Annotated in this window: 28 protein-coding genes; 18 read left to right on the plus strand and 10 right to left on the minus strand. The window is 38.4% G+C overall.

Features of this window, described 5'->3' with window-relative positions:
* Positions 1 to 14 precede the first annotated feature (14 nt).
* Positions 15 to 1,016 carry a sensor histidine kinase gene (locus tag EFY79_RS07625; RefSeq protein WP_123120102.1) on the plus strand — a complete coding sequence of 334 codons (1,002 nt, stop codon included), beginning with the start codon at positions 15 to 17 and terminating at the stop codon, positions 1,014 to 1,016.
* A gap of 8 nt (positions 1,017 to 1,024) precedes the next feature.
* On the plus strand, positions 1,025 to 1,729 hold the full coding sequence (locus EFY79_RS07630) for a response regulator transcription factor (protein WP_123120103.1): 705 nt from the start codon (positions 1,025 to 1,027) through the stop codon (positions 1,727 to 1,729).
* A 71-nt stretch (positions 1,730 to 1,800) separates the two neighbouring features.
* Here EFY79_RS07630 and EFY79_RS07635 read toward each other — a convergent pair whose 3' ends face one another.
* Entirely contained in the window at positions 1,801 to 2,619 is an 819-nt protein-coding gene (locus EFY79_RS07635; RefSeq protein ID WP_123120104.1) for an SDR family oxidoreductase, read from the minus strand.
* Between the two features lie 83 nt (positions 2,620 to 2,702).
* Here EFY79_RS07635 and EFY79_RS07640 point away from each other — a divergent pair, with 83 nt between their 5' ends.
* Complete coding sequence (locus EFY79_RS07640) at positions 2,703 to 3,980, plus strand: acyltransferase family protein (protein WP_233577952.1); 1,278 nt, start codon at positions 2,703 to 2,705, stop codon at positions 3,978 to 3,980.
* Between the two features lie 63 nt (positions 3,981 to 4,043).
* Here EFY79_RS07640 and galK read toward each other — a convergent pair whose 3' ends face one another.
* The 4 genes from galK to EFY79_RS07660 form a co-directional block, all read right to left on the minus strand.
* Positions 4,044 to 5,195, minus strand: a complete 1,152-nt coding sequence (gene galK, locus EFY79_RS07645) for a galactokinase (RefSeq protein WP_123120105.1) — start codon at positions 5,193 to 5,195, stop codon at positions 4,044 to 4,046.
* 5 nt (positions 5,196 to 5,200) lie between these two features.
* Positions 5,201 to 6,163: an aldose 1-epimerase gene (locus tag EFY79_RS07650; protein WP_123120106.1), complete on the minus strand. Its 963-nt coding sequence runs from the start codon at positions 6,161 to 6,163 to the stop codon at positions 5,201 to 5,203.
* Positions 6,164 to 6,187: 24 nt separating this feature from the next.
* A complete protein-coding gene (locus tag EFY79_RS07655) occupies positions 6,188 to 7,279 on the minus strand; it encodes a DNA topoisomerase IB (RefSeq protein ID WP_123120107.1) in 1,092 nt (363 codons plus the stop codon).
* 104 nt (positions 7,280 to 7,383) lie between these two features.
* Entirely contained in the window at positions 7,384 to 7,578 is a 195-nt protein-coding gene (locus EFY79_RS07660) for a hypothetical protein (protein WP_123120108.1), read from the minus strand.
* Positions 7,579 to 7,659: 81 nt separating this feature from the next.
* Here EFY79_RS07660 and EFY79_RS07665 point away from each other — a divergent pair, with 81 nt between their 5' ends.
* From EFY79_RS07665 to EFY79_RS07700, 8 genes are all read left to right on the plus strand, one after another.
* A complete protein-coding gene (locus tag EFY79_RS07665) occupies positions 7,660 to 8,280 on the plus strand; it encodes an acyl carrier protein phosphodiesterase (RefSeq protein WP_233577953.1) in 621 nt (206 codons plus the stop codon).
* A 131-nt stretch (positions 8,281 to 8,411) separates the two neighbouring features.
* Complete coding sequence (locus EFY79_RS07670; RefSeq protein ID WP_123120109.1) at positions 8,412 to 9,557, plus strand: cystathionine gamma-synthase; 1,146 nt, start codon at positions 8,412 to 8,414, stop codon at positions 9,555 to 9,557.
* 63 nt (positions 9,558 to 9,620) lie between these two features.
* Complete coding sequence (locus EFY79_RS07675) at positions 9,621 to 9,839, plus strand: addiction module protein (RefSeq protein ID WP_123120110.1); 219 nt, start codon at positions 9,621 to 9,623, stop codon at positions 9,837 to 9,839.
* The gene (locus tag EFY79_RS07680) at positions 9,829 to 10,137 is read left to right on the plus strand and encodes a type II toxin-antitoxin system RelE/ParE family toxin (RefSeq protein WP_123120111.1); all 309 of its coding nucleotides are present in this window, start codon (positions 9,829 to 9,831) and stop codon (positions 10,135 to 10,137) included. Before EFY79_RS07675 ends, EFY79_RS07680 begins: the two co-directional genes overlap by 11 nt.
* A gap of 169 nt (positions 10,138 to 10,306) precedes the next feature.
* Positions 10,307 to 10,522 (plus strand): addiction module protein, encoded by a 216-nt coding sequence (locus EFY79_RS07685; protein ID WP_123120112.1) that lies wholly within the window; start codon positions 10,307 to 10,309, stop codon positions 10,520 to 10,522.
* Complete coding sequence (locus tag EFY79_RS22020) at positions 10,522 to 10,821, plus strand: type II toxin-antitoxin system RelE/ParE family toxin (RefSeq protein WP_158605177.1); 300 nt, start codon at positions 10,522 to 10,524, stop codon at positions 10,819 to 10,821. Before EFY79_RS07685 ends, EFY79_RS22020 begins: the two co-directional genes overlap by 1 nt.
* Positions 10,803 to 11,591: a TIGR02757 family protein gene (locus EFY79_RS07695; RefSeq protein WP_123120114.1), complete on the plus strand. Its 789-nt coding sequence runs from the start codon at positions 10,803 to 10,805 to the stop codon at positions 11,589 to 11,591. Before EFY79_RS22020 ends, EFY79_RS07695 begins: the two co-directional genes overlap by 19 nt.
* Before the next feature lie 10 nt (positions 11,592 to 11,601).
* On the plus strand, positions 11,602 to 11,916 hold the full coding sequence (locus EFY79_RS07700; protein WP_148041873.1) for a hypothetical protein: 315 nt from the start codon (positions 11,602 to 11,604) through the stop codon (positions 11,914 to 11,916).
* A gap of 34 nt (positions 11,917 to 11,950) precedes the next feature.
* Here the strand turns inward: EFY79_RS07700 and EFY79_RS07705 are convergent, their stop codons facing one another.
* Positions 11,951 to 12,643: a sterol desaturase family protein gene (locus EFY79_RS07705; RefSeq protein WP_123120116.1), complete on the minus strand. Its 693-nt coding sequence runs from the start codon at positions 12,641 to 12,643 to the stop codon at positions 11,951 to 11,953.
* A 162-nt stretch (positions 12,644 to 12,805) separates the two neighbouring features.
* Here EFY79_RS07705 and EFY79_RS07710 point away from each other — a divergent pair, with 162 nt between their 5' ends.
* A complete protein-coding gene (locus EFY79_RS07710) occupies positions 12,806 to 13,810 on the plus strand; it encodes a fumarylacetoacetate hydrolase family protein (RefSeq protein ID WP_123120117.1) in 1,005 nt (334 codons plus the stop codon).
* 80 nt (positions 13,811 to 13,890) lie between these two features.
* Here EFY79_RS07710 and EFY79_RS07715 read toward each other — a convergent pair whose 3' ends face one another.
* Positions 13,891 to 14,295: a cupin domain-containing protein gene (locus EFY79_RS07715; protein ID WP_123120118.1), complete on the minus strand. Its 405-nt coding sequence runs from the start codon at positions 14,293 to 14,295 to the stop codon at positions 13,891 to 13,893.
* Between the two features lie 27 nt (positions 14,296 to 14,322).
* A complete protein-coding gene (locus EFY79_RS07720; protein ID WP_123120119.1) occupies positions 14,323 to 14,541 on the minus strand; it encodes a hypervirulence associated TUDOR domain-containing protein in 219 nt (72 codons plus the stop codon).
* Between the two features lie 200 nt (positions 14,542 to 14,741).
* Between EFY79_RS07720 and tkt the strand changes: the two genes are divergently transcribed.
* From tkt to acnA, 3 genes are all read left to right on the plus strand, one after another.
* The gene (tkt, locus tag EFY79_RS07730) at positions 14,742 to 16,739 is read left to right on the plus strand and encodes a transketolase (protein WP_123120121.1); all 1,998 of its coding nucleotides are present in this window, start codon (positions 14,742 to 14,744) and stop codon (positions 16,737 to 16,739) included.
* 25 nt (positions 16,740 to 16,764) lie between these two features.
* Positions 16,765 to 17,241, plus strand: coding sequence for a universal stress protein (locus EFY79_RS07735; RefSeq protein ID WP_123120122.1), 477 nt, complete (start codon positions 16,765 to 16,767; stop codon positions 17,239 to 17,241).
* 126 nt (positions 17,242 to 17,367) lie between these two features.
* Positions 17,368 to 20,151 (plus strand): aconitate hydratase AcnA, encoded by a 2,784-nt coding sequence (gene acnA / locus EFY79_RS07740; RefSeq protein WP_123120123.1) that lies wholly within the window; start codon positions 17,368 to 17,370, stop codon positions 20,149 to 20,151.
* A 110-nt stretch (positions 20,152 to 20,261) separates the two neighbouring features.
* On the opposite strand, the gene EFY79_RS07745 is transcribed toward acnA, so the two are convergent.
* Positions 20,262 to 21,203 (minus strand): TIGR01777 family oxidoreductase, encoded by a 942-nt coding sequence (locus EFY79_RS07745; protein WP_123120124.1) that lies wholly within the window; start codon positions 21,201 to 21,203, stop codon positions 20,262 to 20,264.
* A gap of 225 nt (positions 21,204 to 21,428) precedes the next feature.
* Here EFY79_RS07745 and EFY79_RS07750 point away from each other — a divergent pair, with 225 nt between their 5' ends.
* The 3 genes from EFY79_RS07750 to purQ all read left to right on the plus strand — a co-directional run bounded on the left by EFY79_RS07750 (position 21,429) and on the right by purQ (position 24,713).
* Positions 21,429 to 22,943 (plus strand): hypothetical protein, encoded by a 1,515-nt coding sequence (locus tag EFY79_RS07750; RefSeq protein ID WP_123120125.1) that lies wholly within the window; start codon positions 21,429 to 21,431, stop codon positions 22,941 to 22,943.
* A gap of 76 nt (positions 22,944 to 23,019) precedes the next feature.
* Entirely contained in the window at positions 23,020 to 24,000 is a 981-nt protein-coding gene (locus tag EFY79_RS07755; protein ID WP_123120126.1) for a DUF6427 family protein, read from the plus strand.
* A gap of 47 nt (positions 24,001 to 24,047) precedes the next feature.
* Entirely contained in the window at positions 24,048 to 24,713 is a 666-nt protein-coding gene (gene purQ / locus EFY79_RS07760) for a phosphoribosylformylglycinamidine synthase subunit PurQ (protein WP_123120127.1), read from the plus strand.
* Between the two features lie 146 nt (positions 24,714 to 24,859).
* Here purQ and EFY79_RS07765 read toward each other — a convergent pair whose 3' ends face one another.
* Positions 24,860 to 25,432 carry an RNA polymerase sigma factor gene (locus EFY79_RS07765; protein WP_317128033.1) on the minus strand — a complete coding sequence of 191 codons (573 nt, stop codon included), beginning with the start codon at positions 25,430 to 25,432 and terminating at the stop codon, positions 24,860 to 24,862.
* Between the last annotated feature and the right edge of the window lie 156 nt (positions 25,433 to 25,588).

Genomic DNA, 25,588 nt, shown 5'->3' on the forward strand with positions numbered 1-25,588 from the left:
AAACCTTGAAAATAATGGCTTATTCAGCAATAAAGAACAAAATAAAATCAAGGCCGCTTCGCATCATTTACATATTTTACTGGTTCCTGTTAGCTTATATTTTGGCGGCTCTTATATTTTGGTATATTGATCTGAACGCCCAAAACCAGGAGCTTACCAGCTTAAGGCTAAACGCAGTAAATCCGCGGGAAACAAACTACATAGAAAAGGTAAACCACATTAAAGATTTAAGGAATAGAAAAAGCACACAGTATATCAGTGAAGGAATTACTTTTCTTTTGATGATAATTGCCGGGGCGATATATGTTTTCAAAATCATTAAGAGGCAACTGGTACAGGCTGAGCAGCAAAAGAATCTTATGATTGCCATCACACATGAATTAAAAACGCCGATTGCTGTCACCAGACTGAACCTGGAAACCATGCAAATGCGAAAACTTGAATTTGCCCAACAACAAAAATTAATAAGAAGCAGTATCCAGGAAGCCAACCGGTTGAATACGTTGTGCAATAACATGCTTTTCATGAGCCAGTTGAATTCCGGCGACTCAAACCTGAGCAATGAAATGCTGGACATTTCAGAGGTCGCGCGGGACTGTGTTTCAGATTTTGTGTCACGGTACCCAGATAGAAAAATGCTAATTGAGGTGGAAACAGACATAATTATTACCGGCGATAAAATTTTGCTGCAACTTGCGATTAACAATCTTTTAGATAATGCTATCAAGTATTCAGAGAAAGACGATGTAGTTTTGGTTAAAATCTTTAAAGCCGGCAAGAAAGTAATTTTGAAAGTAATAGACCACGGAGTGGGCATAAAGGATTCTGAAAAGAAAAGAATTTTTGAAAAATATTTTCGTGGCTCAGGTATGCAGGCAAAAGGCACAGGGCTTGGCTTATATCTAACCCGTGAAATCATAAAACAACATCATGGCATTATTAGTTTCCGGAATAATGAATATGGCGGAAGCACTTTTGAAATACAATTAAAAACTGCAAAAAATTTTAAGAAATAACCGGCAAAATGCAATCAAAAAAATTTTCCATATTATTGGTCGAAGATGAAGAGAACCTGCAGGACACATTGAAATTAAATTTCGAACTGGAAGGCTATGAAGTTACTTCAGCTTATGCAGGAGAAAAGGCGTTAAATGCAATCCACAATGAATATTTTGATCTGATTATTTTGGATGTAATGCTCCCTGATATAGATGGCATCACGGTTTGCGAAAATATAAGACTTACAAATACTGAAATCCCTATCCTGATGTTAAGCGCCAAAAGCCAAAGCAAGGACCGGATTTTGGGATTAAAAAAGGGAGCTGATGATTATTTGACCAAACCGTTCAGCCTTGAAGAATTATTGCTAAGAGTAAAAATTCTGATTAATAAAAGCCAAAAAATATCTGCCAAAGAACCAGTAGCTGAGCAATATTTATTTGGTAAAAACCAGGTGAATTTTAAATCCCTCGAGTGTACTACCAAATCAGGCGAAGTTGTAGCGCTTACAAAAAAGGAAGCAATGCTTTTAAAACTTCTTATCGAAAACAAAAATGAAGTGGTGACCCGCGAAAAAATTTTACAATCCGTTTGGGGATACAATGTTTACCCAACTACACGTACGGTGGATAATTTTATTCTGAACTTCAGAAAATATTTTGAAGAGGATAGCCGCAATCCCGAGTATTTTCATTCAGTAAGAGGAATCGGTTATAAGTTTACGAATTAATTTTGCTGACAATTCGTGGCAATATTGAAAATAAGAATTTGAATTATTTCTTGGTTTACTGCACTAACATTTTACAAAAACAAATCTGAATACAGCTTGCCGCCTGGCTTTACGGCGTATTTTTCCAGGTTGGTTATCCCTTCCTCTGCCAATACTTCTTCATCAATAAAAGTATTGCCTGTGCATTCAAATGACGATCTTTTAAGAATGTAATAAGCGCTGTCGGCAATAATTTCTGCAGTTCTGCTCATTTGAACAAGCGCTTCTCCGCCCAGTAAATTTCTTACCGCTGCTGTGGCGATGGTAGTTTTCGGCCATAAACAATTAGCCGCAATTTTATATTTTTTTAATTCTTCGGATAAGCCCAATGCGATCATCGTCATATTATATTTACTCATGGTGTAGGCGAGATGATTGGCAAGCCATTTTTTGTCAGGATTGATGGGCGGCGATAAATTAAGAATATGAGGGTTTATTCCTTTTTTTAGAAAAGGAATACATGCCTTGCTTACAAAAAATGTTCCTTTCACATTGATATCATACATTAAGTTGAATGGCTTAAGTTCTGTTTTTTCAACCGGCGTTAAGCTAATAGCTGAAGCATTATTAATTAGAATATCGATGCCGCCAAAATGATCAACGGCTTTCTTTACGGCATTGGATATCTGATCTTCAAAACGAATATCACACTGCACGGCTAAAGCCTTTCCTCCGGCTTCCTCAATTTCATGGGCTGCCGAATAAATGGTTCCACCCAATTTTGGATTCTCTTCTACAGATTTTGCGGCTACCACAATATTGGCTCCTTCTTTCGCAAGCCGCAGCGCAATTGCCTTTCCGATGCCACGTGATGCGCCTGTGATGAACACAGTTTTATTTTTAAAGCTCATACACAACAATTTTAGAGTTTCAATAAATATAATCCTATTTTCATTGATTTTAGAGAAATCAAATCAAACCGCACATACAATCTGTGGACAGATTTAACTTGCGGGCTTCGTCCGTTTTGCTAAATTTTTTTGACGAAAATTATCAATTGCTGATGGCAGACTCATTAATCAAAAAGGAAAGATTTTATTCGCTGGATGTATTTCGCGGCGCTACCGTTTGCCTGATGATAATGGTAAATAACCCCGGAAGCTGGGAACATATTTATGCGCCCCTTGACCATGCTGAGTGGCATGGTATCACGCCAACAGATCTTGTTTTCCCATTTTTTCTTTTTGCCGTTGGAAATGCGCTGGCATTTGTTATGCCGCGCCTCGAAGAAGGTGGCCACAAAGTTTTCTGGAAAAAAATAATCAGGAGAACGCTTCTCATTTTTTTTATCGGGCTTTTTCTCAACTGGATGCCCTTCGTAAAATGGAATGATGGCAGTCTTGTGTTTAAAGCGTGGAGTTATGTAGATGTTGATGGAAACCCGCAAGGCATAAGGATTATGGGCGTATTACAAAGAATTGCTTTGGCTTATTTCTTTGCTTCAGTAATCATTTACTTTTTAAAAACCAGGATGGCATTTGTTTTATCCTGCATTTTATTGTTAGCCTATTGGCTGGTCTGTGTTGTGTCTAATCCTGCGGATCCTTTCAGCTTGTATGGGTGGTTTGGTACGCACATAGATAAGGCTATTCTTGGTCCTGCACACATGTATCACGGCGAAATAAGGGAAGGCCGCCCTGTGGTTTTTGATCCGGAAGGATGGGCGAGTACCGTCGGCGCAATCGTGCAGGTAGTGTTTGGATATTTTGCGGGTGATTATATTATAAAAAAAGGGAAAAATGCTCAGATGCTAAACGGCTTATTTGTCGCCGGCGCATTTTTGCTTTTCGCAGGATATGTATGGGATATGGTTTTCCCGATCAATAAAAAAATATGGACAAGTTCCTATGTCGTGTATACTACCGGCCTGGGAATGATTATACTTGCGGTAATGATTTATCTCATCGAATTTAAAAAACACAAAGGCTGGCTAAGCAAATTCTTTGATGTGTTTGGAAAAAATCCACTCTTTATATTCGTGTTAAGCGGATTCTTGCCGAGGTTGTTGGCGCTCATCAGAATTCCTTCGAAGGGTGTTGAAGGGGGAGAAACTTTTATTACACCTTTTGGTTGGTTTTATGAGCATATTTGCAAACCGCTTTTACCGGGAAACCTAGAGAACGGTTCACTATTTTATGCCTTCTGCATGATAACTTTTTACTGGGCGATTGTGTACTGGATGGACAAAAAGAAAATCTATATCAAAGTGTAGGAAAACTTTTTACAGTAAAAGAACAAATACTTACGATTTTAATTTTCCTTTTTTTCCCCCGCTTTACGCTATCGGGCCGGTGCCATCAACAATTTTTACTTTATAACTTTCAGCCTGTATGCCAAATTGTTTTTTATAATCGTTGATAATTTGTTCAATAAAAGATGACGCGCCTTCGGATTTGACAATATTAATCGTGCAGCCACCAAAGCCGCCGCCCATCAGCCTTGAGCCGATTACTTCGTTATTCTCGCGTGCTGCATCTACCAAAAAATCAAGCTCTTTACAACTTACTTCGTAAAGATTTTTTAAACCGTCGTGTGTTTGAAACATCAATTTGCCAAAACCTTCAATGTCATTCGACTTTAAAAGCTTTGCCGCATTTTTGGTTCTTTGAATTTCTTCGATAATAAAAGTGCAGCGGTCAAAAACTTTTTCTCCCATTTCGCTTTTAAACGGAGACAACCTGGCAACGTCATCAATGTCGCGGAAAGAATCTATGTGTAATTCTTTTTTCAAAATTGATAGTCCCTTTTCACCCTCTTTTCTTCTTTCGTTATACGCCGAACCTGCGAGTGAATGATGCACTTTTGTATCAATCAAAATAATGTCGTATCCGTTCGTATGAAGTGGAATATCTTCATGCGCTACATTTCTACAATCCAGCAACAGGACGGTATCCTCTTTGCCCATCATATTGGCATATTGGTCCATAATGCCACATTTTACTTCGGGGTAATTATGTTCAGCGCGCTGGCCAAGCAAAGCCAGTTCTTTGCGACTCATTTTAAAATCGCAAAGCTCATTCAGACTAAAGGAAATTCCTCCCTCCAATGCAGCTGATGAGGACATACCTCCGCCGATGGGAATATTTCCACCAAAAGTGCAGTTGAAACCTTTGATGTCGACATTTAATTTTTGAAATTCTTTTACCACGCCAAGCACATAATTTTTCCAGCCGTCCATTTGCTTCACTTCTTTCAACGGAACAGAAAGATTTTCATTCAAATCGCATGAATAGCAATTAATAGTTTCGGAATGGTTGATGGCGACAGCAAAAAATATCCCTTTGTCAATTGCACCTGGCATCACATAACCATCATTGTAGTCAATGTGTTCACCAATAAGATTGATTCTTCCGGGAGAGTAATACAGGCGAGGTTCTTCTTTAAATTTTTCTTTGAAAGCTGAAGATACCTCTGATTTTTTAGACATTCTTTTTAATTTAAAAGAACAATTTTATAAGATGTTTTGAAAAGGGAAGATTGGCCGGGTTCTAAAGTAGTAACGCCGATATTGTTATTAAATCCATCGGGCACGCCACTCAAATTTTCAATGGCTATACTTTTCCTGTGTGGCGGAGTGTACACCTGCAAATACGGATATGATTCATCGGGCAGAAGCTGAATCTCAATTTTTTTATCGGCATTTCTTAAAACACAAAGTGGCTGGCATTCCTGCGAGTCGAGCACAAAACAATTATCAAGAAACCTGTCGCCAAGCTTTTCAATGGTTGTAAATCTTGTGTAATCAATTAGCTTTTTTGTAGGCAGTAATTCTGTATTGAATTCAACCATTTTCAAGGATTGAAATTCGAGGTCGAGATTATTAATCGTATCGCCCAGTGTGAAGTAAGGATGCCAGCCGTCCTGGATTGGAATGAGTCCTTCATCTTTATTAACGCATTCTGTTAGCACCGTTAATTTATTATTTTTTTCCAAACGCCAGGTCACAATACAATCGTAATTAAAAGGGTAGCCCGGATCATCTTGGCGGTATTCGTATTTCATTGTCACAGCGGCTTCTTTATCATTCGCCGTTTCAGAAATCAGTTCAAAAGATTTGTCATAAATCAGGCCGTGAATTGCGTGTTTGTTGGGCGACGATTTCTGTTTTTCAATCACATATTCTTTGTCAGCAAAAATATATTTTGATTGATTGAGCCTGCACACAAAAGGCGACAGCTTGCAGCCTTTAAAACCTTTGTCAGCAAGTTGAGATTTAAATTCTTCTGCACTTTTATAGCCATCTATTACGTTGAACGGAATGTTGTTTTGTTCAACTACAAATTCGAGCAAAACAGCACCACAGGCAGGCGCAATGGCAGCATAATTTTTAGTCTCGTCATTTTGCAAAATGATTTTATCAAAGCCTGACTCTTTCTTTTTCTGAATTGTAAACATGGCCGAATTTACAGAAAAGATTTTTTAATTGGTTTCCAAAATTTTCATTACCATTTTTTCTTCCGGCGAAAGCGCAGTGCTCGTCTTTGATTTCTCAATATCATCTATTGAATTGAAATATTTCTCAATTTTCCGGCTTTCATAAAGCGACAAAATCATTGGATGGACATAATAGTTTTTGCAAACGGAGCGTGTATTTCCCAGGTGTTGCGATACAATATCTATCGCTTCTACGATCCTTCTTTTTGTTTCTGTTTTTGTTTCGCAACAGCCAATGGATTTTAAAGCAAGGAATGCGTGGACGGTTCCTGCCCATGTTCTGAAATCTTTCGCTGTAAAATCTTGTCCACTAATTTCCCTGATGTAGTTGTTCACCATTCCGGAATCAATAGAATGATGTTCGCCGTTTTCATCATAGTATTGAAAAAGTTCTTTTCCTGGTACATCGCGGCATTTTTTTATAAGCGCTGCGAGTTTTTTATTTTTAAGATTCACCTTATGCGCTACTCCTTTTTTACCTACAAATGAAAACGTAACTGAACTTCCGTTGAACGTAACGTGCCTGTCTTTTAAAGTAGTGAGGCCAAAAGAACCATTTGCTTTTTCGTAGGCAGAATTTCCAATACGGATATTCGTTCTTTCCATGAGGCTCACTACAACGGCCAACACTTTTCTTTCTGTCAGATTTTTTTGGCGCAAATCCTTTTGCAAATGCCTTCTTATCTGGGGCAAAACTTTTCCCAGGTCGCGAATGCGATAAAATTTTGTGTGATTTCTTAAGGCATTCCAATGCGGATGGTATCTGTACTGCTTCCTTCCTTTCGTATCGTAGCCTGTTGCCTGGAGATGACCATTTTCTTTTTTGCAAATCCATACTTTTTCCCACGCTGGTGGAATCACCAGGTGCTTGATGCGCAGCAATTCTTCATCATCTTTTATCAATTGACCGTTGAAATAATACTCAAAATTTTTTCCTCTTTTTCTTCTTTCAATTCCGGCTTCCTGGTCGCTCACGTAGAGCAAATGTGCTGCCCGCGCGGTTTTTTGTTCATCTTTCAAAATCTTTCTCAGCTTGCTTTTTGACAATTGAGGAAGGCCATCTGAAACTACGGGCATCTACTGATTTTTTATTTTCTTTTTGATTTGAGTATAATTCTCCACAGGATACCTTGATTAGATCCTCTGAATAGTCTTGATTATTCTGCAATATTTTTCTGAAACTAATGCTTCTTTTTATCCGATTCGTTTCCTGTTTTCTTATTTTGACCCTTATGTTTTTTGCCCCCAAGCGCAGTCAAATGCAGTTGCGTATCCGTACCGGCAGAAAGGCCGCCGGTAATCCTGTCTTCTTTAGTTTCATCGCCTAGTTCATTACTACCACTTGATGGGCGCGAAATTCTTTCTTTGTCTGCCATAATTTTAATTTTTTATGAATAATAAAAGAGTTAGAAAAATATATGCCAGAATAATTTTAATTTTTACTAAACACACTATTCATGAAAGATGATGTTATTTTACAAATGAATTTCCTTGCACATGCTTTCCTATCGTTCAACGACAAAGACCTGCTAACAGGAAATATGATTAGTGATTTTGTAAAAGGCAGGAAGAGATATGATTACCCTGTTCCCATTCAAAAGGGCATCACGCTGCACCGCGCAATAGATGAATTTACGGATTGTCATCCCGTAACAGCGAAAGCGAAGGAATTTTTTCGAAAAGAATACCGCTTGTATTCCGGGCCGTTTGTAGATATCGTATTTGACCATTTTTTGGCAGTTGATAATGCGCAGTTTATTGAATATGATGATTTGAAGGGCTTTACAGAAGAAACTTATCAGCAACTGCAGATAAACGCAGCTTATTTTCCTTTTGTTTTCCGGCAAATGTTTCCTTATATGCAATCGCAAAATTGGTTGTATGGCTATAGGTTACAGGAAGGCATTGAAAAAAGTTTTGGAGGGCTGGTGCGCAGGTCGCTTTACCTGCATGAATCTGAAACAGCATTTAAAATTTTTATTGAAAATTACCATCAATTAAGCGAGTGCTATGCTTCGTTTTTTCCTGAGCTTAAAAATTTCGCCCGTCAAAGGATGCAGGAACTTGAGCGTGAATAAATCATTCTATCTTTGTAATCAAATCCGTTTTAAATAAGCAATATTTATGCAGAGAATATAAATCGTAATTATTTATTCATTTACTGCAGTTTTGGTTTGCGTTCTATATTAAAATTTTAAAATCAATTATTTTGAGAAAAGAAACTCAGTTTATTCATGCAGGCGCCGAGCCTGACAGTGCAACGGGCGCTATAATGACTCCCATTTATCAAACTTCTACTTTTGTACAGGAGGCGCCCGGCGTGCACAAAGGGTATGAATACGCACGCACGCAAAATCCTACGCGGAGCGCGCTGGAAACCGCACTGGCCCTTGTTGAAAATGGTAAATATGGATTGTGTTTTGGCAGCGGCTCTGCTGCTTCAGACGCGGTGATCAAATTATTAAATCCAGGAGATGAAGTAATAGCTGCAAATGACATGTATGGCGGAACTTACCGCTTGTTTACAAAGATTTTCGAAAAGTATGGTATTAAATTTCATTTCATCAACATGCAGGATGCGAATGAAGTTTCGAAATTTATTAATGAAAAAACCAAACTCATCTGGACTGAAACGCCTACCAATCCAATGATGAATATCACTGACATTGCTGCGGTAGCTGAGATTGCCAAAAAGCATAAGGTGCTTCTCTGCGTGGACAATACTTTTGCGTCACCTTATTTGCAAAATCCTTTAAACCTCGGGGCGGATATTGTTTTGCATTCTGCTACAAAATACATAGGCGGCCACAGTGATTCCGTTTTGGGCGCGCTTATAGTAAAAGATGAAGAATTAAAAAATAAGCTGGCATTTATTCAAAACAGTTGCGGCGCCGTTCCCGGCCCGCAGGATTGTTTTTTAATGCTTCGCGGCTTAAAAACATTGCACGTGCGCATGAAAAGACATTGTGAGAACGGAGAAAAAATTGCTCATTGGCTAAGAGATAATCCGAAAGTTGATAAAGTGTATTGGGCTGGATTTAGCGACCATCCCAACCACCAGATTGCCAAAAAGCAAATGAGTGGTTTTGGCGGCATGATGAGCTTTACTTTAAAGAATGACAATATAGACGAAGCAAAAAAATTGCTGTCATCAACAAAACTCTTTTCGTTGGCCGAAAGTCTCGGCGGCGTGGAAAGCCTCATAGGGCACCCGGCATCAATGACCCATGCAAGCATCCCGAGAGACGAAAGAATTAAAAATGGTTTGGTAGATTCGCTGATACGATTAAGTGTGGGGATTGAAGATGCCGATGATCTGATTGAAGATCTGGAGCAGGCAATAGGTAAAGATTAAGCTATTCTTTTTAAGATTTAAATTGTATTTTTAATAGCATGAAATCATTTTAAAATAAATCCTATGCCTTACAATAAAGAAGAACTTTTTAAGTTACCGGTTGAAGAAAAACTGGAATTGGTGGAAGCCTTGTGGGATAAAATTGATGATGAGTTAATGCCTCTTAACGATGAAGAAATAAAATTTGCCAGTGAGCGACTTGATATGCATAAACAAAATCCAGAAGAAGGTCTCGAATGGTCAGAATTTAAGCGAAAAATAAAGGAGAAATATGGCTTTTGAAATTATTATTAAGCCAATCGTTTTTCTTGATCTTGATGAAGCTATTAACTGGTACGAAAGCGAGCAGGAAGGACTGGCAGCCAGGTTTTATAAATCTTTTGAAACTGCAATTGAAAGAATCAAAGAAAATCCTGATGCATTTACTAAAGTTATTGCGGGGGTTAAAAGAATACTTTTAAAAAGGTTCCCCTATAAAGTTTTTTATTCAGTTTCTGAAAATACTATTTTTATTTTGGGCGTAACCCATTCAAAAAGAAGTAATGCGTATATAAGAAAACGATTGAGGTCAATGAAGTAATAATTTAAAGATTCGAAGCAGATCATGAACATAAAAAAAGAATCTGATCTCAAAATTTTTCTTGATAAAAAAATAGAAGCGTATAATAATGTTCATTTTATTGAAGACTGATCCTTTTAAGATTTATATTGTATTTTTAATAGCATGAAATCATTTTAAAATAAATCTTATGCCTTACAATAAACAAGAACTTTTCAAGTTGCCAGTGGCAGAAAAATATGAGCTTGTAATGGACTTGTGGGAAAGTATTGATAACAATTTTTTAGGAAAAGAAATGACGAGAAAAGGACTCGAAGAAGAGATTGACAAAAGGATTGAGAGAATTGAAAAAAATCCTGAGTTACTGATACCATGGGAAGAAGTGTTAAAAGAAATGAGGGATTAATGGACAGATATTCTGTTTCATTTTTTCCGGAGGCTAGAAACGAAGCGTTACAAGCATACCTGTGGTATCACGCAGAGCAACCTGGATTAGAAAAAAAATTTCGCGAGCACTTGCGTAACAAAATTGATTCTCTAAAAGCAGATCCAAAAGCTTCCTCATTCGTTTACAAAAATGTAAGAAGTTCCAGAATGCAAATATTTCCCTACAGTGTTATTTACAGAATTTCAAATTTAAACATACAGGTAATTGCAGTATTTCATCACTCCAGAAATCCAAGGGTGTGGAAGAAAAGAATCTAAAAAATTTCAAAATTTTTCTTGATAAAAAAGTAAAAGAGTTTAATAATGTTTCTTTTATCAAAGATGATCCTGTTTGTCTGCCTCATCTTTTTACTAAAAAACAGGATATAGAAATTGCAGGTTTTTTTGCAGCTACGTTTGCGTGGGGAATTCGCAAAACCATCATCAATAAAGGAATGTCCTTATTTCAATTAATGGATAATGCTCCTTATGATTTTTGTATACATCATTCAGAAAGCGATTTAAAAAAGCTCGAAGGATTTTGCCATCGCACTTTTAATGATACAGATCTTTTATACTTCATTTCTTTTTTTAAATATCATTATTCAAAAAACAATTCCCTTGAATCCGCTTTTTTCAATAAAAAAACGTTGGGTGCAAAAGAGATTGTGATTGAGAATGCGCTCAATTATTTCAATCAATATTTTTTTTCAATGGAGGATATTCCACGCCGCACTAAAAAACATGTTGCAGCGCCCAATAAAAATTCAAGTTGTAAAAGGCTCAATATGTTTCTTCGCTGGATGGTTCGCCATGATAATAACGGCGTTGATTTCGGCATATGGAAAAAAATTAAACCTTCTGATTTGATATGTCCTGTAGATTTGCATGTGGCCCGCGTATCCAGGCGATTAAACCTGCTTTCACGAAAACAAGTAGACTGGTTAGCCGCTATGGAGCTTACTGAACATCTGCGCAAGTTTGATGCGGCGGATCCTGTAAAATATGATTTTGCTTTGTTCAGTTTGGGTATTTATGAAAAATATTAATCTGCCAGTGATGGAAAAAGATATTTCTGAAGAAATTATTAATCTTTCTGGTTCATTACAACCGGCAAATAAAAGCCTGATTCGTGATAGGTTAATTGTGTTAGTGAATACGCTTATCAATAAAGATTTTCATTCTTTAATTCAATTATTGTATCAGATTGATATAAGTGAAAATAAAATCCGTTCGTGTTTGCAAAACGATTCAGAGATACTTACTGCGGATATAATTGCAGACCTGATAATAGAAAGACAATTGCAAAAAATTGAAAGCCGAAAAATTTTCAGTTCAAAAAATGAAAAGCTTTCAAATGAAGAAATATGGTGAAACAGATAACGGTCACCAGTAAACGAATATTTATCTATAAAACCTGTTTTACCTGCCTTGAAGGCTTCTTTGTGTACATCAGCTTTTGCACTTCTTCTTTATTTTCTTTTTCTTTTTTTAAGTTGAAAGCCGTTCCAAAAATCAGGTCCCACAAATGAGAGCTGACACCAAAACCTTTTTCTTCACTTTTATAATGATGAAGGTGATGGTTTCTCCAAATGGGCTTCATCCATTTATAACGCGGATTCCATGCATGAATGGCGTAATGCATGCTTCCATACATAAGATAGCCTAAAATAAAACCGGCGAAGAATGAAAAAGCATATTCTCTCATGGCAGAATACATCAGCAGAAAAATTAATGATGCAATAATTAGACTGGGCACCGGCGGCATAAAAAGCCTTTGCTTGTCCCGGGGAAATTCATGATGATTTCCATGTAAGACATAACTCATCCTTTGAATTTTGGGATTGTCGCTTACCCAATGAAATACAAATCTGTGCATAATGTATTCAAAGAATGTCCAGAAAAAAATACCGCCCAAAAAAAGCAGGGAAACCTGCACGCCGCTAAAATTGAGCTTTGTAGAAGAATAATAAGGTAATAAAATAATTACGGGAAGATACATTGCCCAGATAACGAGTGGGTGTGTTTTTGTAAAATATTCAAGGTATTGATTCCTGAAAATTTGGGCTTGTCCTTTATTGTGAATTTTTTCGAATTTCATGCTTTCTTTGTTTCAATTTCTACCCACAAAAATAAGCGATATTTATTTCATCATTTATCACACGTTACTTTAAATATTCTTTAAATGATTGCCCTCACCTGGTATTTATTGTGGATTTGCTCCTATAAAAGTTTTTATATTGCAGCCGCAAAAAATTAATGAATGAAGTTAGTTTCTTATCTGAGGGAAGATGATACGCAATTGGCGCTATTAGTAAACGGTTTTTTATTTGATATGGATAACCTCAATCCTAATTTACCTGTCACCATCACCATGTTTCTGAATTATTGGGAGGATTCTTATCCAATAGCACATTCAGTGAATCGCTTGCTGGAAGAGGGCACCAATCGTTTCAGGGCTATCAGGCTGGAAGAAGCAGAATTAATAGCGCCGGTATCTGCACCCACCAGTTTTCGGGATGCTTATTCTTTTCGTGACCATGCAGCAATCGGCGGAAAAATCAGGAATGCCCCACTTCCTGCGGAGTTTGACCAATTTCCTGTTTTTTATTTTTCAAATCACAATACAATCACTGGCCCTGGGAATATTGTTTGTATGCCTGATCATTTGAAAAAACTTGATTTTGAATTAGAAGTCGCTATCGTAATCTGCAAACCGGGAAAAAATATAAAAGCAGAAGAAGCAGATAATTATATTGGGGGATTTATGATTATCAATGATTTTAGCGCGCGTCAATTGCAAAGGGAAGAAATGAAATTAAATCTGGGTCCTTCCAAAGGAAAAGATTTTGCAACTGCGATAGGGCCTTGGTTGGTTACCCCTGACGAACTGGAACCATTTAAAGTTGCTCCAAAAGAAAATCATATTGGGAATGCCTACAACTTAAAAATGAAATGCAGCGTAAATGGAGTGCAGGTTAGTGAAGGAAATCTTGCAGATATGACCTGGACCTTTGCAGAAATCATTGAACGTTGCAGCTATGGAGTCCAACTATATCCCGGCGACATTATAGGTAGCGGCACGGTTGGAACCGGATGTTTTTTAGAACTTAATACAACTGGCAAATTGAATGACCCGCATTATGAAGAACAATGGCTGAAGGAAGGAGATGAAATTGAATTGGAAGTTGAGGCGCTTGGTAAATTGAAAAATAAAATAGTAAAGGCTGAAAGCGACTTTTCTATTTTGGATTTAAAAAAGATGTAAAAGATTCTGCCAGATAGAAATCCGGCATTAAATTTTAAGATTTTACCTGGCCGCTCGCAATTTATTTCGAAATACAGGAATTATTCATTGTCTCTAAATCCGGCAACACTTAAAAGAAATACAGATTCTTTTATGGCAATCACTTTGTGCGGTATGTTACGGTGAAGCGTAATTAACTCTCCTTTTTCCAGCGGATAGGTATTGCCAAGTGTTTCAAAATTAATCTTTCCTTCCAGCACCTGTACAGTTATCAAACCATTGGCGGTGTGTTCATCGATCATTGCATTTTTATGTAACGCAGTTAAAACAATGCGTATTTCATCAGATTTAAAAACAGTAATGGCATTCCGATCGCTGTTTTTCCATGCAGGCTCTTTTTTAATCTGTTTTAAGAATTCGGGGATATTGATATGCACCACCGGCGCATTCACTATTCGATCGCCCTTCGGTCTTAATTCTGTTGACTCATTTCTTTTTATTTCCATAGTTTCAATTTTTTTTGGATGACAGGATCACGTATCGCTTTTTTTTGAAAGTGCGCTTCCTTTATGAACGGCTACATGATCAGACTTGTCGCTTTTAATTTCATATTGAGGATCATCTTTACTGGCATGATGCGTATAGCCCTTGTAATCAAAATCTGATCTGTGAATTTTTATAATCTTCCCTGAAACATGCCCTGCCTCAGAATTCCATTTTACATGATCCCCGACTTTAAACTTGCCTGCCATTTTTTATTTTTTCATGTAACAAAAATTGCTCCTGAAATGTGAGATTCAATTTAATCCGGAAATTATATTCAGTCGCCGGTTCAAAATACAGGTAATTTTCTTCATAAATTTCTTTCTTGTTACTTTTGTTAAAATCAGGTGTTTAACGGCATATACTTGGAGGCAAAAACAGAAATTCAAAAAACAACTAAAAAACGAAAATGGAATCAATTGAACAAAAGGGAATTAATACAGTCCGCGTTCTCTCAGCAGATGCAGTGCAGAAGGCCAATTCGGGCCACCCCGGCACGCCGATGGGGCTTGCTCCGGTGGGCGATGTACTATGGACAAAAGTGATGAATTACAATCCAAAAAATCCAAACTGGCCAAATCGTGACAGATTCGTTTTGTCAGCGGGACATGCGTGTATGCTGCAATACAGCTATCTGTATCTTACAGGATACGAAGTTTCTCTTGACGATCTTAAAAATTTCAGGCAGCTACACAGCATTGCAGCGGGCCATCCGGAATATGGATTAATGCCAGGCGTGGAAGTAACTACCGGGCCACTTGGCCAGGGCTTTGCAAACGGCGTGGGCATGGCTATTGCTCAACAATATCTTGCCTCACGGTATAATAAGCCTGGCTTCGATTTGTTCAATTATAAAATATATGCAATCTGCAGTGATGGTGATATTATGGAAGGCGTAAGTGCAGAATCTGCTTCTCTTGCCGGCCATTTAAAATTAGGGAACCTCATTTACATTTACGACGATAATAAAATAACTATTGAAGGTGATACTTCGCTTGCGTTTAATGAAGATGTAGGTGAACGTTTCAGGGCTTATGGCTGGCACGTTCAATCGGTTGAAGACGGTAATGATGTGGAAGCGATTCATTCAGCAATTGTAAATGCACAAAAAGAAACAGGCCGTCCTTCACTAATAAAAGTGAGAACCCACATTGGATTTGGAAGCCCGAATAAAGTGGATACAGCATCTGCCCACGGTTCACCGTTGGGAAAAGATGAAGTAAAACTGGTGAAAGAAAATTTAGGATTTGATCCGGAGAAAAGTTTTGATATTTCTGACGAGGTGCTCAATTATTACAAAAGCAAGGGAAACGAAGGCCAGCAAAAGGAAGCAGATTGGAATAAGCTTTTTGACGGTTACAAACAAAAATATAAGGCCGAAGCTTCCGAATTTGAATTATTAAGCGCCGGAAATTTACCCGAAGGCTGGAAAGATAATCTGCCTGTATTTAAACCCGATCCCAAAGGCCTTGCAACCAGGAAAGCCTCCGGAAAAACCTTAAATGCTATTGCGTCCAAATTGCCCTTGCTGATTGGCGGATCTGCAGATCTTTCACCTTCCACAGATACAGAATTAAATGAGTATGAATCTTTCACTGACGAAAATCATGGAGGAAGAAATTTCCATTTCGGTATTCGCGAGCATGCTATGGGAGCAGTGCTAAATGGGATAGCGCTTACTAAAGGCTTTATTCCTTTTGGAGCTACTTTTCTTATTTTTTATGATTACATGCGGCCACCAGTAAGGCTTGCCGCCATTATGAAAATAAAACCCATATTTATTTATACTCATGACAGCATTGGTCTCGGGGAAGATGGAACTACCCATCAGCCGGTTGAACAATTGATAGGCCTTCGCTCTGTTCCGGATCTTACAGTCATCAGGCCGGCAGATCCAAATGAAACTGCACAAGCCTGGAGAACGGCTATTGAGCACGAAGGCGGACCGGTTGCTTTGATTTTGACAAGACAGAACGTTCCAATCATTGACCAGGAAAAATACACTAAAGCTGATAACGTGGACAAAGGCGCATATATACTTTCCGATTGCGATGGCGATCCCCAGGTGATACTGATGGCAAGCGGAAGCGAAGTTCACCTTATTGTTGAAGCACAGGAAAAATTAAAAGCAGAATCAATAAAAGCCCGCGTGGTAAGCTTTCCAAGCTGGGAATTGTTTGAGGCACAGAGCAGCGATTATAAGGAAAAAGTGTTGCCGAAAAAATTGCGTGCACGGCTTGCAGTAGAAGCCGGATCGCCGATAGGATGGTGCAAGTATGTTACTGATGACGGCGATGTTTTGGGTATCAGCAAATTTGGCGAATCGGCTCCGGGAGAAGAAGTAATGGCTGAGTACGGCTTTACGGTCGATAATGTGGTGGCCAGGGCAAAGGCGTTATTAAAATAATTATTTGCAAATCAAAATTTATTAAATGAAAAAAGTACTGATAGCGCTCGATTTCAATCCTACTGCGCAGCACATCCTTGAAGCGGGTTATGAGTTGGCCAGGTCAATGGGTGCAGAGGTTACGCTGGTGCATGTAATTGCTGATTACACGTATTATTCGTCTCTTGATTATTCCCCGATTTTGGGCTTTGATCAATTCAGCAATTTGGGCACGGTGCAGGTAGACACCGTGGCACAACTGGAAAATGCAGCAAATGAATACCTGGAACATTTAAAGACTCAGGTTGGAGATCCTTCCGCTAAAATTCTTATTAAAGACGGAGATGCGGGCGAGGCGATAGTGGAAGCTTCAGATAATCTGAATGTCGATGTTATTGTTCTTGGAAGCCATAGCCGCAGAGGGCTCGATAAAATACTAATGGGAAGCGTGGCTGAAAAAGTGCTTAGGAAAAGTAAAAAGCCCTTATTTATTATTCCTGTGAGCGAAAAAAATAAAAGCTGAGACTTAAGAGTAAAAACGATAGCAATGGATAAGAGCCCTATTGTAAAATAAGAATCAACCCTATTTATTGCCTTACTGTTTTTTTTAAATAAAATTAATTCTAATCGCATTCAAACCAATTTAATTATGGCAAAAGACCCTTATCAAATAAAGAAAATCCTGACCACTAAGGATGGAAATTTTACCTACTACAGCCTTGCTGAACTGGAAAACCAGGGCCATAAAATCAGCAAGCTGCCTTTCTCAATTCGGATACTGTTGGAAAATGCATTGCGCAACTTTGATGACTTCTCAGTCACTAAAGAAAATATCGAAACCCTGCTGAACTGGAAGCCCAAGGCCTCCGACAAAGACATTCCATTCAAGCCGGCCCGTGTGCTGATGCAGGATTTTACCGGCGTACCGGCGGTGGTAGATATCGCCTCACTCCGTGCAGAAGCTGCAAGAAAAGGGAAGAACGCCGAAGAAATAAATCCTTTAATTCCTGTTGATTTGGTTATTGACCATTCTGTGCAGGTGGATTATTTCGGAACTGAATATTCGTATCAGCGAAATATGGACGAGGAGTATAAGCGCAACCAGGAACGGTATTCTTTTTTGAAATGGGCGCAAAAATCTTTCAACAATTTTAGCGTAGTTCCTCCCGGCATGGGAATTTGCCACCAGGTAAACCTGGAATATTTTTCAAAGGGCGTAATAGAAAGAAATGGAGAAGTTTTTCCAGATACATTGGTAGGAACTGATAGCCATACTCCTATGGTAAATGGTATTGGTGTGGTAGCATGGGGCGTAGGTGGAATTGAGGCCGAGGCGGCAATTCTTGGCCAGCCGCTTTATTTCATCATGCCTGAAGTAATTGGTTTGGAACTGAAAGGAAAGCTTCCACTTGGGTCTACTGCTACAGACCTTGTGTTGAATATCGCTGAAACTTTAAGAAAATACGGCGTAGTCGGAAAATTTGTAGAAGTGTATGGTGATGGGCTCAATCATCTTTCTGTGCCTGATAGAGCCACTATAGGAAATATGTCGCCTGAATTTGGCTGCACTATCACTTATTTCCCGATTGACCACAAAACAATAGAGTATATGGAGAAAAGTAATCGTTCTGCCGCTCAGCTGAAGCTGGTAGAAGATTATTGCAAAGCAAATATGCTTTGGCGTACCGGCAAGGAAAAAATTAGTTATACAGATACGATTAAGCTTGATCTTTCTTCTATAGAACCATCAGTGGCCGGGCCAAAGCGCCCCCAGGATAAAATTCTTTTAAAGAATTTTAAAAAGAAGTTTATTGATTTAATGGATAAAAATTACGGCCGCACTTATTCGGTTCCTGACAAACAAATGTCACGTTGGTTTGCTGAAGGCGGCGGTCAGCCTATTGACCCGGTAACTCCCGGCGCGGCAACAGCAGATGTAAAGGAAGAAGTGGTAAATGGAACAAAAAAAGTTTGGGTAACCTTAGGGCATGAAAAATTTGAGCTGTCCGACGGTTCTGTGGCAATCGCCGCAATAACTTCGTGTACCAATACTTCCAATCCGTTTGTAATGATTGGTGCAGGATTGGTAGCCCGCAAAGCAAGGGAGCATGGGCTAAACAAGAAACCATGGGTAAAAACATCCCTCGCGCCGGGTTCGAAAGTAGTAACAGATTATCTGAGAAAAGGTGATTTGCTCAATGATTTGGAATCGTTGGATTTTCACCTGGTTGGCTATGGATGTACTTCCTGCATTGGTAATTCCGGGCCTCTTCCTCCTTACATGGCCACAGCAGTTGATGAACATGACCTGGTAGTAGCTTCGGTACTTTCAGGAAACAGGAATTTTGAAGCCCGAATTCATCCGCAGGTAAAAATGAATTTTTTAATGTCTCCCATGCTGGTTGTTGCGTATGCTATTGCCGGCCGCATTGATATAGACCTGACGAAAGAACCGATAAGTTATGATTCAAACCTGCAGCCTGTTTATCTGAAAGATATCTGGCCGAGCGATGATGAAATAAACGAAATTATGGATAAAGTACTTTCGCCAAAGGATTTCTCTAAAAACTATGGTGAAATTTTTGAAGGCAATGAAATCTGGAGAAATTTGAAAGTTCCGGAAGATAAGCTATACGCCTGGGATAAGAATTCTACTTACGTAAAAGAAGTTCCTTTCTTTTATAATCTTCCCGATAATGCTCAGCCCACTACGGATATTTTAAATGCGAGAGCCTTGCTCGTATTGGGAGATAGCATCACCACTGATCACATTTCGCCTGCCGGGCAATTTAATGAGAAATCATCAGCCGGTCAATATCTGATCAGCCGTGGAGTAACAAGAGAAAACTTCAATTCCTATGGCTCACGCCGGGGCAATGATGAAGTGATGGTGAGAGGAACCTTTGCTAACGTTCGCATTAAGAACAAGCTGGCGCTGAAAGAAGGGGGCTATACCACCTACCTGCCCACAGGAAAAGAAATGTCTGTGTATGATGCGTCAGTTAAATACAAAGAAAAAAATACTCCGTTAGTTGTGTTGGCCGGAAAAGAATATGGAAGCGGCTCATCACGCGACTGGGCGGCAAAAGGAACTTTTCTTTTGGGCGTAAAAGCAGTGATTGCTGAAAGTTATGAACGCATTCACAGGAGCAATTTAGTGGGTTTGGGAGTGTTGCCTCTTGAATATAAGAAAGGTGAAAATGCGGACATTCTCGGGCTAACCGGGAATGAAACTTTCGACATAACAGGCATAGCCGGCCCGATGAAGCCCTTGCAGGAGATGCAGGTGACTGCCAGGAAAGATGATGGCGCCTCAGTTCAGTTCAGCGTCATCGCAAGGCTTGATTCAGCAATTGAAATTGAATATTATCGCCATGGAGGAATTCTTCAATATGTTTTAAGGCAATTCCTGGAAAAAAATGGCAAAGAATAAAAAGTAAGCTTATTTGCTCATTTACTGTCCGGAGTATCAATTTTATTTTTACCGATAAACAGATACTCCGGATTTTTTTGCAAACAATATTTGCAACCTTAATCTGAAAATCATTTATGAGGATTGGCACCTAAATCATTAATGGCAGATTCAAGGGAAGGATATAAAAAAGTGAAGCCATTTGATTTTATTTTTTTATCGCTAACGGTTTCACTTTTTAAAATTTCTATACTCCTTTTCCCAAATAGAAGCTTAATCGCAAAGCGTGGTACATATACGGGTATAAAAAACCTGTTGCGCATCTGCTGCCCAAGCTTCAGTATTAAATCTTTTTGCGTGGAGGGTTCAGGGGCTACGGCATTGTAATTTCCATTCAGGTAAATATTTTCTATTGCCTCGCAATACATGCGGCAAAGGTCGTCAATATGAATCCAGCTTACAACTTGTTTTCCATTCCCGAGGATTGGCGCTATCCCAAATTTAAGCGGCGCTTTATATCTCTCAAAAGCACCGCCCTGGTTGGATAATACAATCCCTGTTCGTAATCTTACCAGCCTAATCCCAAAAGTAGCTACGCGCGATGATGCTGCCTCCCACAATACGCAGGTTTTTCCTAAAAAATCATCAGCCGAAGGGTCCCCTTCTACAAATCCTTCTTTTCTTATCAGTGGTTTTTCATCTTTTCCATACCATCCGATTGCTGATGCCGAAACAAATGTTTTTACATTATGATTGCTTTCATTAAGGCAATTGATTATCATTTCAGCGCTTTTTACGCGGCTTTCAATGATGACGTTTTTGTATTCCTGAGTCCACTTTTTATCAAGTACGCCAGCGCCAGCCAGGTGGATAATGTGATCAGCTTTTCGTACCACTTCCGCATCAATAATATTATCCTTTATATTCCAGTAGCTGTAAGAAATTTTTGGATTATCGGAAGCTTGATTTTTCTTTCGGCTAAGAATTATAATATCATAATTTTTCTGAATTAAATGATCAACAAGATGCGAACCTATTAACCCTGTTCCTCCCGAAATTAAAACGCAAGGCATAATTTTCTTCTTTTAAAATTTTAAAATTCAGGTTTGCAATATCTTCGGCTTTACAAGAAAAGTTTTTATGAGCAAATTATAAATCAAAAATCACAGCGATGAGGCATTCAAAAGAGTTAATAAAACATTGACATTAGCACACACTTATTTTTACTAAATTAGTATAGCTTTATAAAGATCAATTTAAAAGAACATCAGCATAAACCAGAAACCTTCAGACAAAGTATGAAAAATATTTTTATAATTCTTGGATTCCTTCTTATTGGCCAAACTTCATTTTCACAACAAATTACTTACTCGCAGCCAGAGTCGCAGGATACAAGGGCGCTTAATTTTGAAATCATTGGAAAAATTCATGATAATTTTTTAATCTATAAAAATATCAGGAACAAATACGCTATTTGCAGCTATGACAATTCGATGAACCTGGTCAATCGCGTAGATCTGCAGTTTATGCCCGACAATACCTTAAACGTGGATTTTGTCACCTATCCTGATTTTTCATGGCTCATATATCAATATCAAAAAAAGAATACACTTCATTGCGATGCCGTAAAAATAAATGAAGAAGGAAAATTGTTAAGCGACCCCATTGAGCTTGATACCACCCATATCAACTTTTTTGCTGATAATAAGATATACAGCACTATATATAGCGAGGATAGGTCTAAGATTATGATTTATAAAATTCAAAGGAAAAATGGGAATTTCAATTTCACTACGCTGTTGTTTAATGATAGCCTTCAATTGCTGCACAAATCGAGAATCCCTACAAATTTTGATGACAGGAAAGATTTGTTCAGCGATTTTTATGTAGATAATGAGGGCAATTTTGTTTTCACAAAAGGAAATAAATCTTCTACCAAAGATTTTATTCAAGACCTCTCTTTGATTACGAAAAAGCCGGATGATAACGATTTTATTTTAAACCAGTTTGACCTGTCAGGAAACTATCTTGATGCTATCAAGCTTAAGATTGATAATCTCAATAAACATTATATTATTAATTCGTTGTATTATGAAAAAAAGCGCGGCAATGTTGAGGGCATTTATACAGCGGTGTGGGACGTAGAGAATAAAAACATTATTACGCAGGTGTTCCAGGTGTTGGGAGATACCGTGCGGTCAGTGGCTAAAACCAACGGTAATAATAAACTGGCGCTCAATAATTATTTTATCCGCGATGTGATTCTGAAAAAAGATGGAGGATTTATACTAACAGCAGAAGATTTTTATTCTCAATCGCGCTACAGTCCGTGGAACCGCTATGATTATCTGTATGGTTATCCCTCATTTTCCCCGTATAATTATTACATGTATTCGCCCTACTCCTATGGCTATTACGGGGGCTATCCTTTTTATAATTCACGTGGCCAAAATCGGTATTACTACAACAACATCCTGGTTTTAAATATGGACAAAACCGGCCGGACTGACTGGGCTACCATTGTCAACAAAAGCCAATACGATGATGAAACTGATAACTTTCTTTCTTATCAGATAATGCTTAACGGTGGCCAAATGCATTTCCTGTTTAATTCATTGGAAAGACGAAATTTTCTTTTAGTGGATCACAGTGTGTCCGGCTCAGGAAAAATTACCATCAATCCTCCGTTCAGAACACTTGACAGGGGCTACCAGTTTATGCCGCGCTATGGTAAGCAGGTGAGCGCTTCGCAAATAATAATACCTTGCATCTACCGCAATTATATTGCATTTGCCAAAATTGAATTTCCATAAATAAAATCAGTAAGCTGCATTTCTGTGTGAATCAGTTTTAATTTTTTATTTTTGTTTTTTCAATTAATTATTTATTGTGACAGGAATTTTCAGGACCAATAATCCCCTCAATACGTTCCTGCTTTTCGTGTATGGAATTCTTTTAAAATTTGCCTGGCTTTCGCATCCGCAAATTCCCGTAGTTGACCAGTCCGGCGGATTTCTGTTTAATGATCTTATTCATTCTGTAAAGCCCTACTTTGATCAGTTCCCTAAATCTTATTTCCTGGTGGCCTATTTGCTTCTTTTTTCGCAGGCGATTACGCTAAACCAGGTTATTATCAGCAGGCGAATGATGCAAAAACCTGATTTTCTGCCGGCGATGAGCTATCTTTTAATCACTTCTTTTTTCCCTGAATGGAATATTTTGAGTGCACCATTAATTGTAAATTCATTTCTCATCTGGGTTTGGTCTAAAATGAGCAATCTCAATAGCAGCCAGCATCCCAAAGGAACGTTATTTAATGTGGGGCTCGCCATTGGCATTGCTTCTTTTTTCTATCTTCCCTCATTTGCCTTTGTAGTTTTTGTTATTTCTTCGCTCGTCATTACGAGGCCACCAAAAGTTGCTGAATGGCTCATTACTTTTATCGGTGTGCTTACGCCATGGTATTTTTTATTCGCATGGCTTTTTCTTACTAATAAGTTATATTCCTTTAAATTTTATGGATTTGGAATTTCAGAAAAAAGCTATAATTTGTTTTACACAGAATGGGTAGGTATTGGTCTGATTGTGATCATGATCCTCGCCGGTGCTTTCTATGTTCAGTCTTTTATGAATAAGCAAATTTTGCAGGTAAGAAAAAACTGGGGCCAAATGTCACTTTACCTCGCTATTTGTATCGGAATTCCATTCATTATTTATAATCACAACATCAGCTACTGGCTGCTTGCGCTGGTGCCGGCTTCCGCTTTTATAGGATGTGCTTTTTATTATCCGCGCCGCAGGTGGATTCCGATGGCCATGCAATGGCTAATGGTGGCATTCGCCATTTATATACAGTATTTCAAAAAATAAAACAGTGGGGATTGTTTAATTTTGCATTCCAATAATAAAATTGAATCATGAAATTTGGTGTAGTAGTTTTTCCGGGTTCTAATTGCGACAGGGACATGATTAATGCGCTTCAAACAGACCTGCGCCAGGAAGTGATTACACTTTGGCATAAAGACAAAGATTTATCGATGTTTGATACCGGCGATTGCATTGTGCTTCCGGGTGGTTTTAGCTTCGGTGATTATCTCAGGTGTGGCGCCATCGCGCGTTTTAGCTCGATGATGCAGAGCGTAATTGATTTTGCCAACAAAGGAGGTAAGGTGTTTGGTGTGTGCAATGGTTTCCAGGTGCTTTGCGAAAGTGGCTTATTGCCCGGTGTTTTGTTACAAAATGCACACATGCAATTCACCTGTAAAAACACATTTATCAGGAACAATGTGGATGGAGAGATTCTAAAAATACCTGTGGCCCATGGCGAAGGGAGGTTTTTTGCTTCAGAAGCGGATCTTGAAGAAATTGAGAAAAATAACCAGATAATTTATAGCTATTGTCATGAAGATGGCGAAATTCATATTGACCATTCGCCTAATGGTTCTATTAAGAGCATCGCCGGCATCAGCAATAAGCAAAGAAACGTTTTTGGAATGATGCCCCACCCCGAAAGGGCCTGCAGTGAAGCTTTGGGCAATACTGATGGTAGAAAAGTATTCAGGGAATTATTTTCAATAAACTGACCACACCATTTTTGGATCCATTTTGTAAAGACAAAGCAACAGTAAAAGAATAAATATTGGCAATTTATATTTTGCATTAAATCATAAAAAAAACCCTTCGTTACAGAAGGGCTTTTCGTTGTGGTTTCAGAAGTGTTATTATTGATCTATAAAGCTATTTGTTTTTCTACCATCATTTTTCTCAGGTTGATAAGGCCATAACGCATCCGGCCAAGGGCAGTGTTGATGCTGCAGTTGGTGATGGTGGCAATTTCTTTAAAGCTGAGGTCTGCAAAATGTCGCATTACGATTACTTCTTTTTGATCTTCGGGAAGCATATCCAGCATTTTGCGTACACGCTCATGACTCTGTCCCTGGATCATTTTTTCTTCCATGCCTGCTTCAGAAAAATTAAGTACTTCAAAAATGTCGTGGTCTCCGCTTGTTTTGATAGTCGGAGTACGTTTTACCTTTCTGAAATGATCAATGCAAAGATTGTGGGCTATGCGCATTACCCAAGGTAAAAATTTACCTTCTTCATTATACCGGCCACTGTTGATAGTATCAATTACCTTGATAAAAGTGTCCTGGAAAATGTCTTCGGCAAGAAATTTATCTTTTACCAAAAGATAAATAGAAGTGAAAATTTTGTCTTTGTGACGGTCTACAAGTGTTGAAAGTGCATCGCTGTCTCCTTCGAGATAAATGTGAATTAATTGGGGGTCGGATAAACTGTTCATGGTTTTCATAACCTGTTTCGAAATTTAGGGTTTAGGATATTGTGTAAGTTCCAATTTGGAAGAAAACGATGACGTAACTTTGAGCGCTTGCGGAAGGTTTTTCATTGTTTCTGGAAAATTGGAAGACCAAAATTATATGAAAAAGTTACATCTCAA

This window comes from Hanamia caeni, from assembly GCF_003721595.1.
Classification (GTDB): Bacteria; Bacteroidota; Bacteroidia; order Chitinophagales; family Chitinophagaceae; genus Ginsengibacter; species Ginsengibacter caeni.

What these genes read in the sequence shown, in the direction of transcription:
- EFY79_RS07625 (WP_123120102.1), top strand. Translation starts at nt 15, where the DNA reads ATGGCTTATTCAGCAATAAAGAACAAAATAAAATCAAGGCCGCTTCGC.
- EFY79_RS07630 (WP_123120103.1), top strand. Translation starts at nt 1,025, where the DNA reads ATGCAATCAAAAAAATTTTCCATATTATTGGTCGAAGATGAAGAGAAC.
- EFY79_RS07635 (WP_123120104.1), bottom strand. Translation starts at nt 2,619, where the DNA reads ATGAGCTTTAAAAATAAAACTGTGTTCATCACAGGCGCATCACGTGGC.
- galK (WP_123120105.1), bottom strand. Translation starts at nt 5,195, where the DNA reads ATGTCTAAAAAATCAGAGGTATCTTCAGCTTTCAAAGAAAAATTTAAA.
- EFY79_RS07650 (WP_123120106.1), bottom strand. Translation starts at nt 6,163, where the DNA reads ATGTTTACAATTCAGAAAAAGAAAGAGTCAGGCTTTGATAAAATCATT.
- EFY79_RS07655 (WP_123120107.1), bottom strand. Translation starts at nt 7,279, where the DNA reads ATGCCCGTAGTTTCAGATGGCCTTCCTCAATTGTCAAAAAGCAAGCTG.
- EFY79_RS07660 (WP_123120108.1), bottom strand. Translation starts at nt 7,578, where the DNA reads ATGGCAGACAAAGAAAGAATTTCGCGCCCATCAAGTGGTAGTAATGAA.
- EFY79_RS07665 (WP_233577953.1), top strand. Translation starts at nt 7,660, where the DNA reads ATGAAAGATGATGTTATTTTACAAATGAATTTCCTTGCACATGCTTTC.
- EFY79_RS07675 (WP_123120110.1), top strand. Translation starts at nt 9,621, where the DNA reads ATGCCTTACAATAAAGAAGAACTTTTTAAGTTACCGGTTGAAGAAAAA.
- EFY79_RS07680 (WP_123120111.1), top strand. Translation starts at nt 9,829, where the DNA reads ATGGCTTTTGAAATTATTATTAAGCCAATCGTTTTTCTTGATCTTGAT.
- EFY79_RS07685 (WP_123120112.1), top strand. Translation starts at nt 10,307, where the DNA reads ATGCCTTACAATAAACAAGAACTTTTCAAGTTGCCAGTGGCAGAAAAA.
- EFY79_RS22020 (WP_158605177.1), top strand. Translation starts at nt 10,522, where the DNA reads ATGGACAGATATTCTGTTTCATTTTTTCCGGAGGCTAGAAACGAAGCG.
- EFY79_RS07700 (WP_148041873.1), top strand. Translation starts at nt 11,602, where the DNA reads ATGGAAAAAGATATTTCTGAAGAAATTATTAATCTTTCTGGTTCATTA.
- EFY79_RS07705 (WP_123120116.1), bottom strand. Translation starts at nt 12,643, where the DNA reads ATGAAATTCGAAAAAATTCACAATAAAGGACAAGCCCAAATTTTCAGG.
- EFY79_RS07710 (WP_123120117.1), top strand. Translation starts at nt 12,806, where the DNA reads ATGAAGTTAGTTTCTTATCTGAGGGAAGATGATACGCAATTGGCGCTA.
- EFY79_RS07715 (WP_123120118.1), bottom strand. Translation starts at nt 14,295, where the DNA reads ATGGAAATAAAAAGAAATGAGTCAACAGAATTAAGACCGAAGGGCGAT.
- EFY79_RS07720 (WP_123120119.1), bottom strand. Translation starts at nt 14,541, where the DNA reads ATGGCAGGCAAGTTTAAAGTCGGGGATCATGTAAAATGGAATTCTGAG.
- tkt (WP_123120121.1), top strand. Translation starts at nt 14,742, where the DNA reads ATGGAATCAATTGAACAAAAGGGAATTAATACAGTCCGCGTTCTCTCA.
- EFY79_RS07735 (WP_123120122.1), top strand. Translation starts at nt 16,765, where the DNA reads ATGAAAAAAGTACTGATAGCGCTCGATTTCAATCCTACTGCGCAGCAC.
- acnA (WP_123120123.1), top strand. Translation starts at nt 17,368, where the DNA reads ATGGCAAAAGACCCTTATCAAATAAAGAAAATCCTGACCACTAAGGAT.
- EFY79_RS07745 (WP_123120124.1), bottom strand. Translation starts at nt 21,203, where the DNA reads ATGCCTTGCGTTTTAATTTCGGGAGGAACAGGGTTAATAGGTTCGCAT.
- EFY79_RS07750 (WP_123120125.1), top strand. Translation starts at nt 21,429, where the DNA reads ATGAAAAATATTTTTATAATTCTTGGATTCCTTCTTATTGGCCAAACT.
- purQ (WP_123120127.1), top strand. Translation starts at nt 24,048, where the DNA reads ATGAAATTTGGTGTAGTAGTTTTTCCGGGTTCTAATTGCGACAGGGAC.
- EFY79_RS07765 (WP_317128033.1), bottom strand. Translation starts at nt 25,432, where the DNA reads ATGAACAGTTTATCCGACCCCCAATTAATTCACATTTATCTCGAAGGA.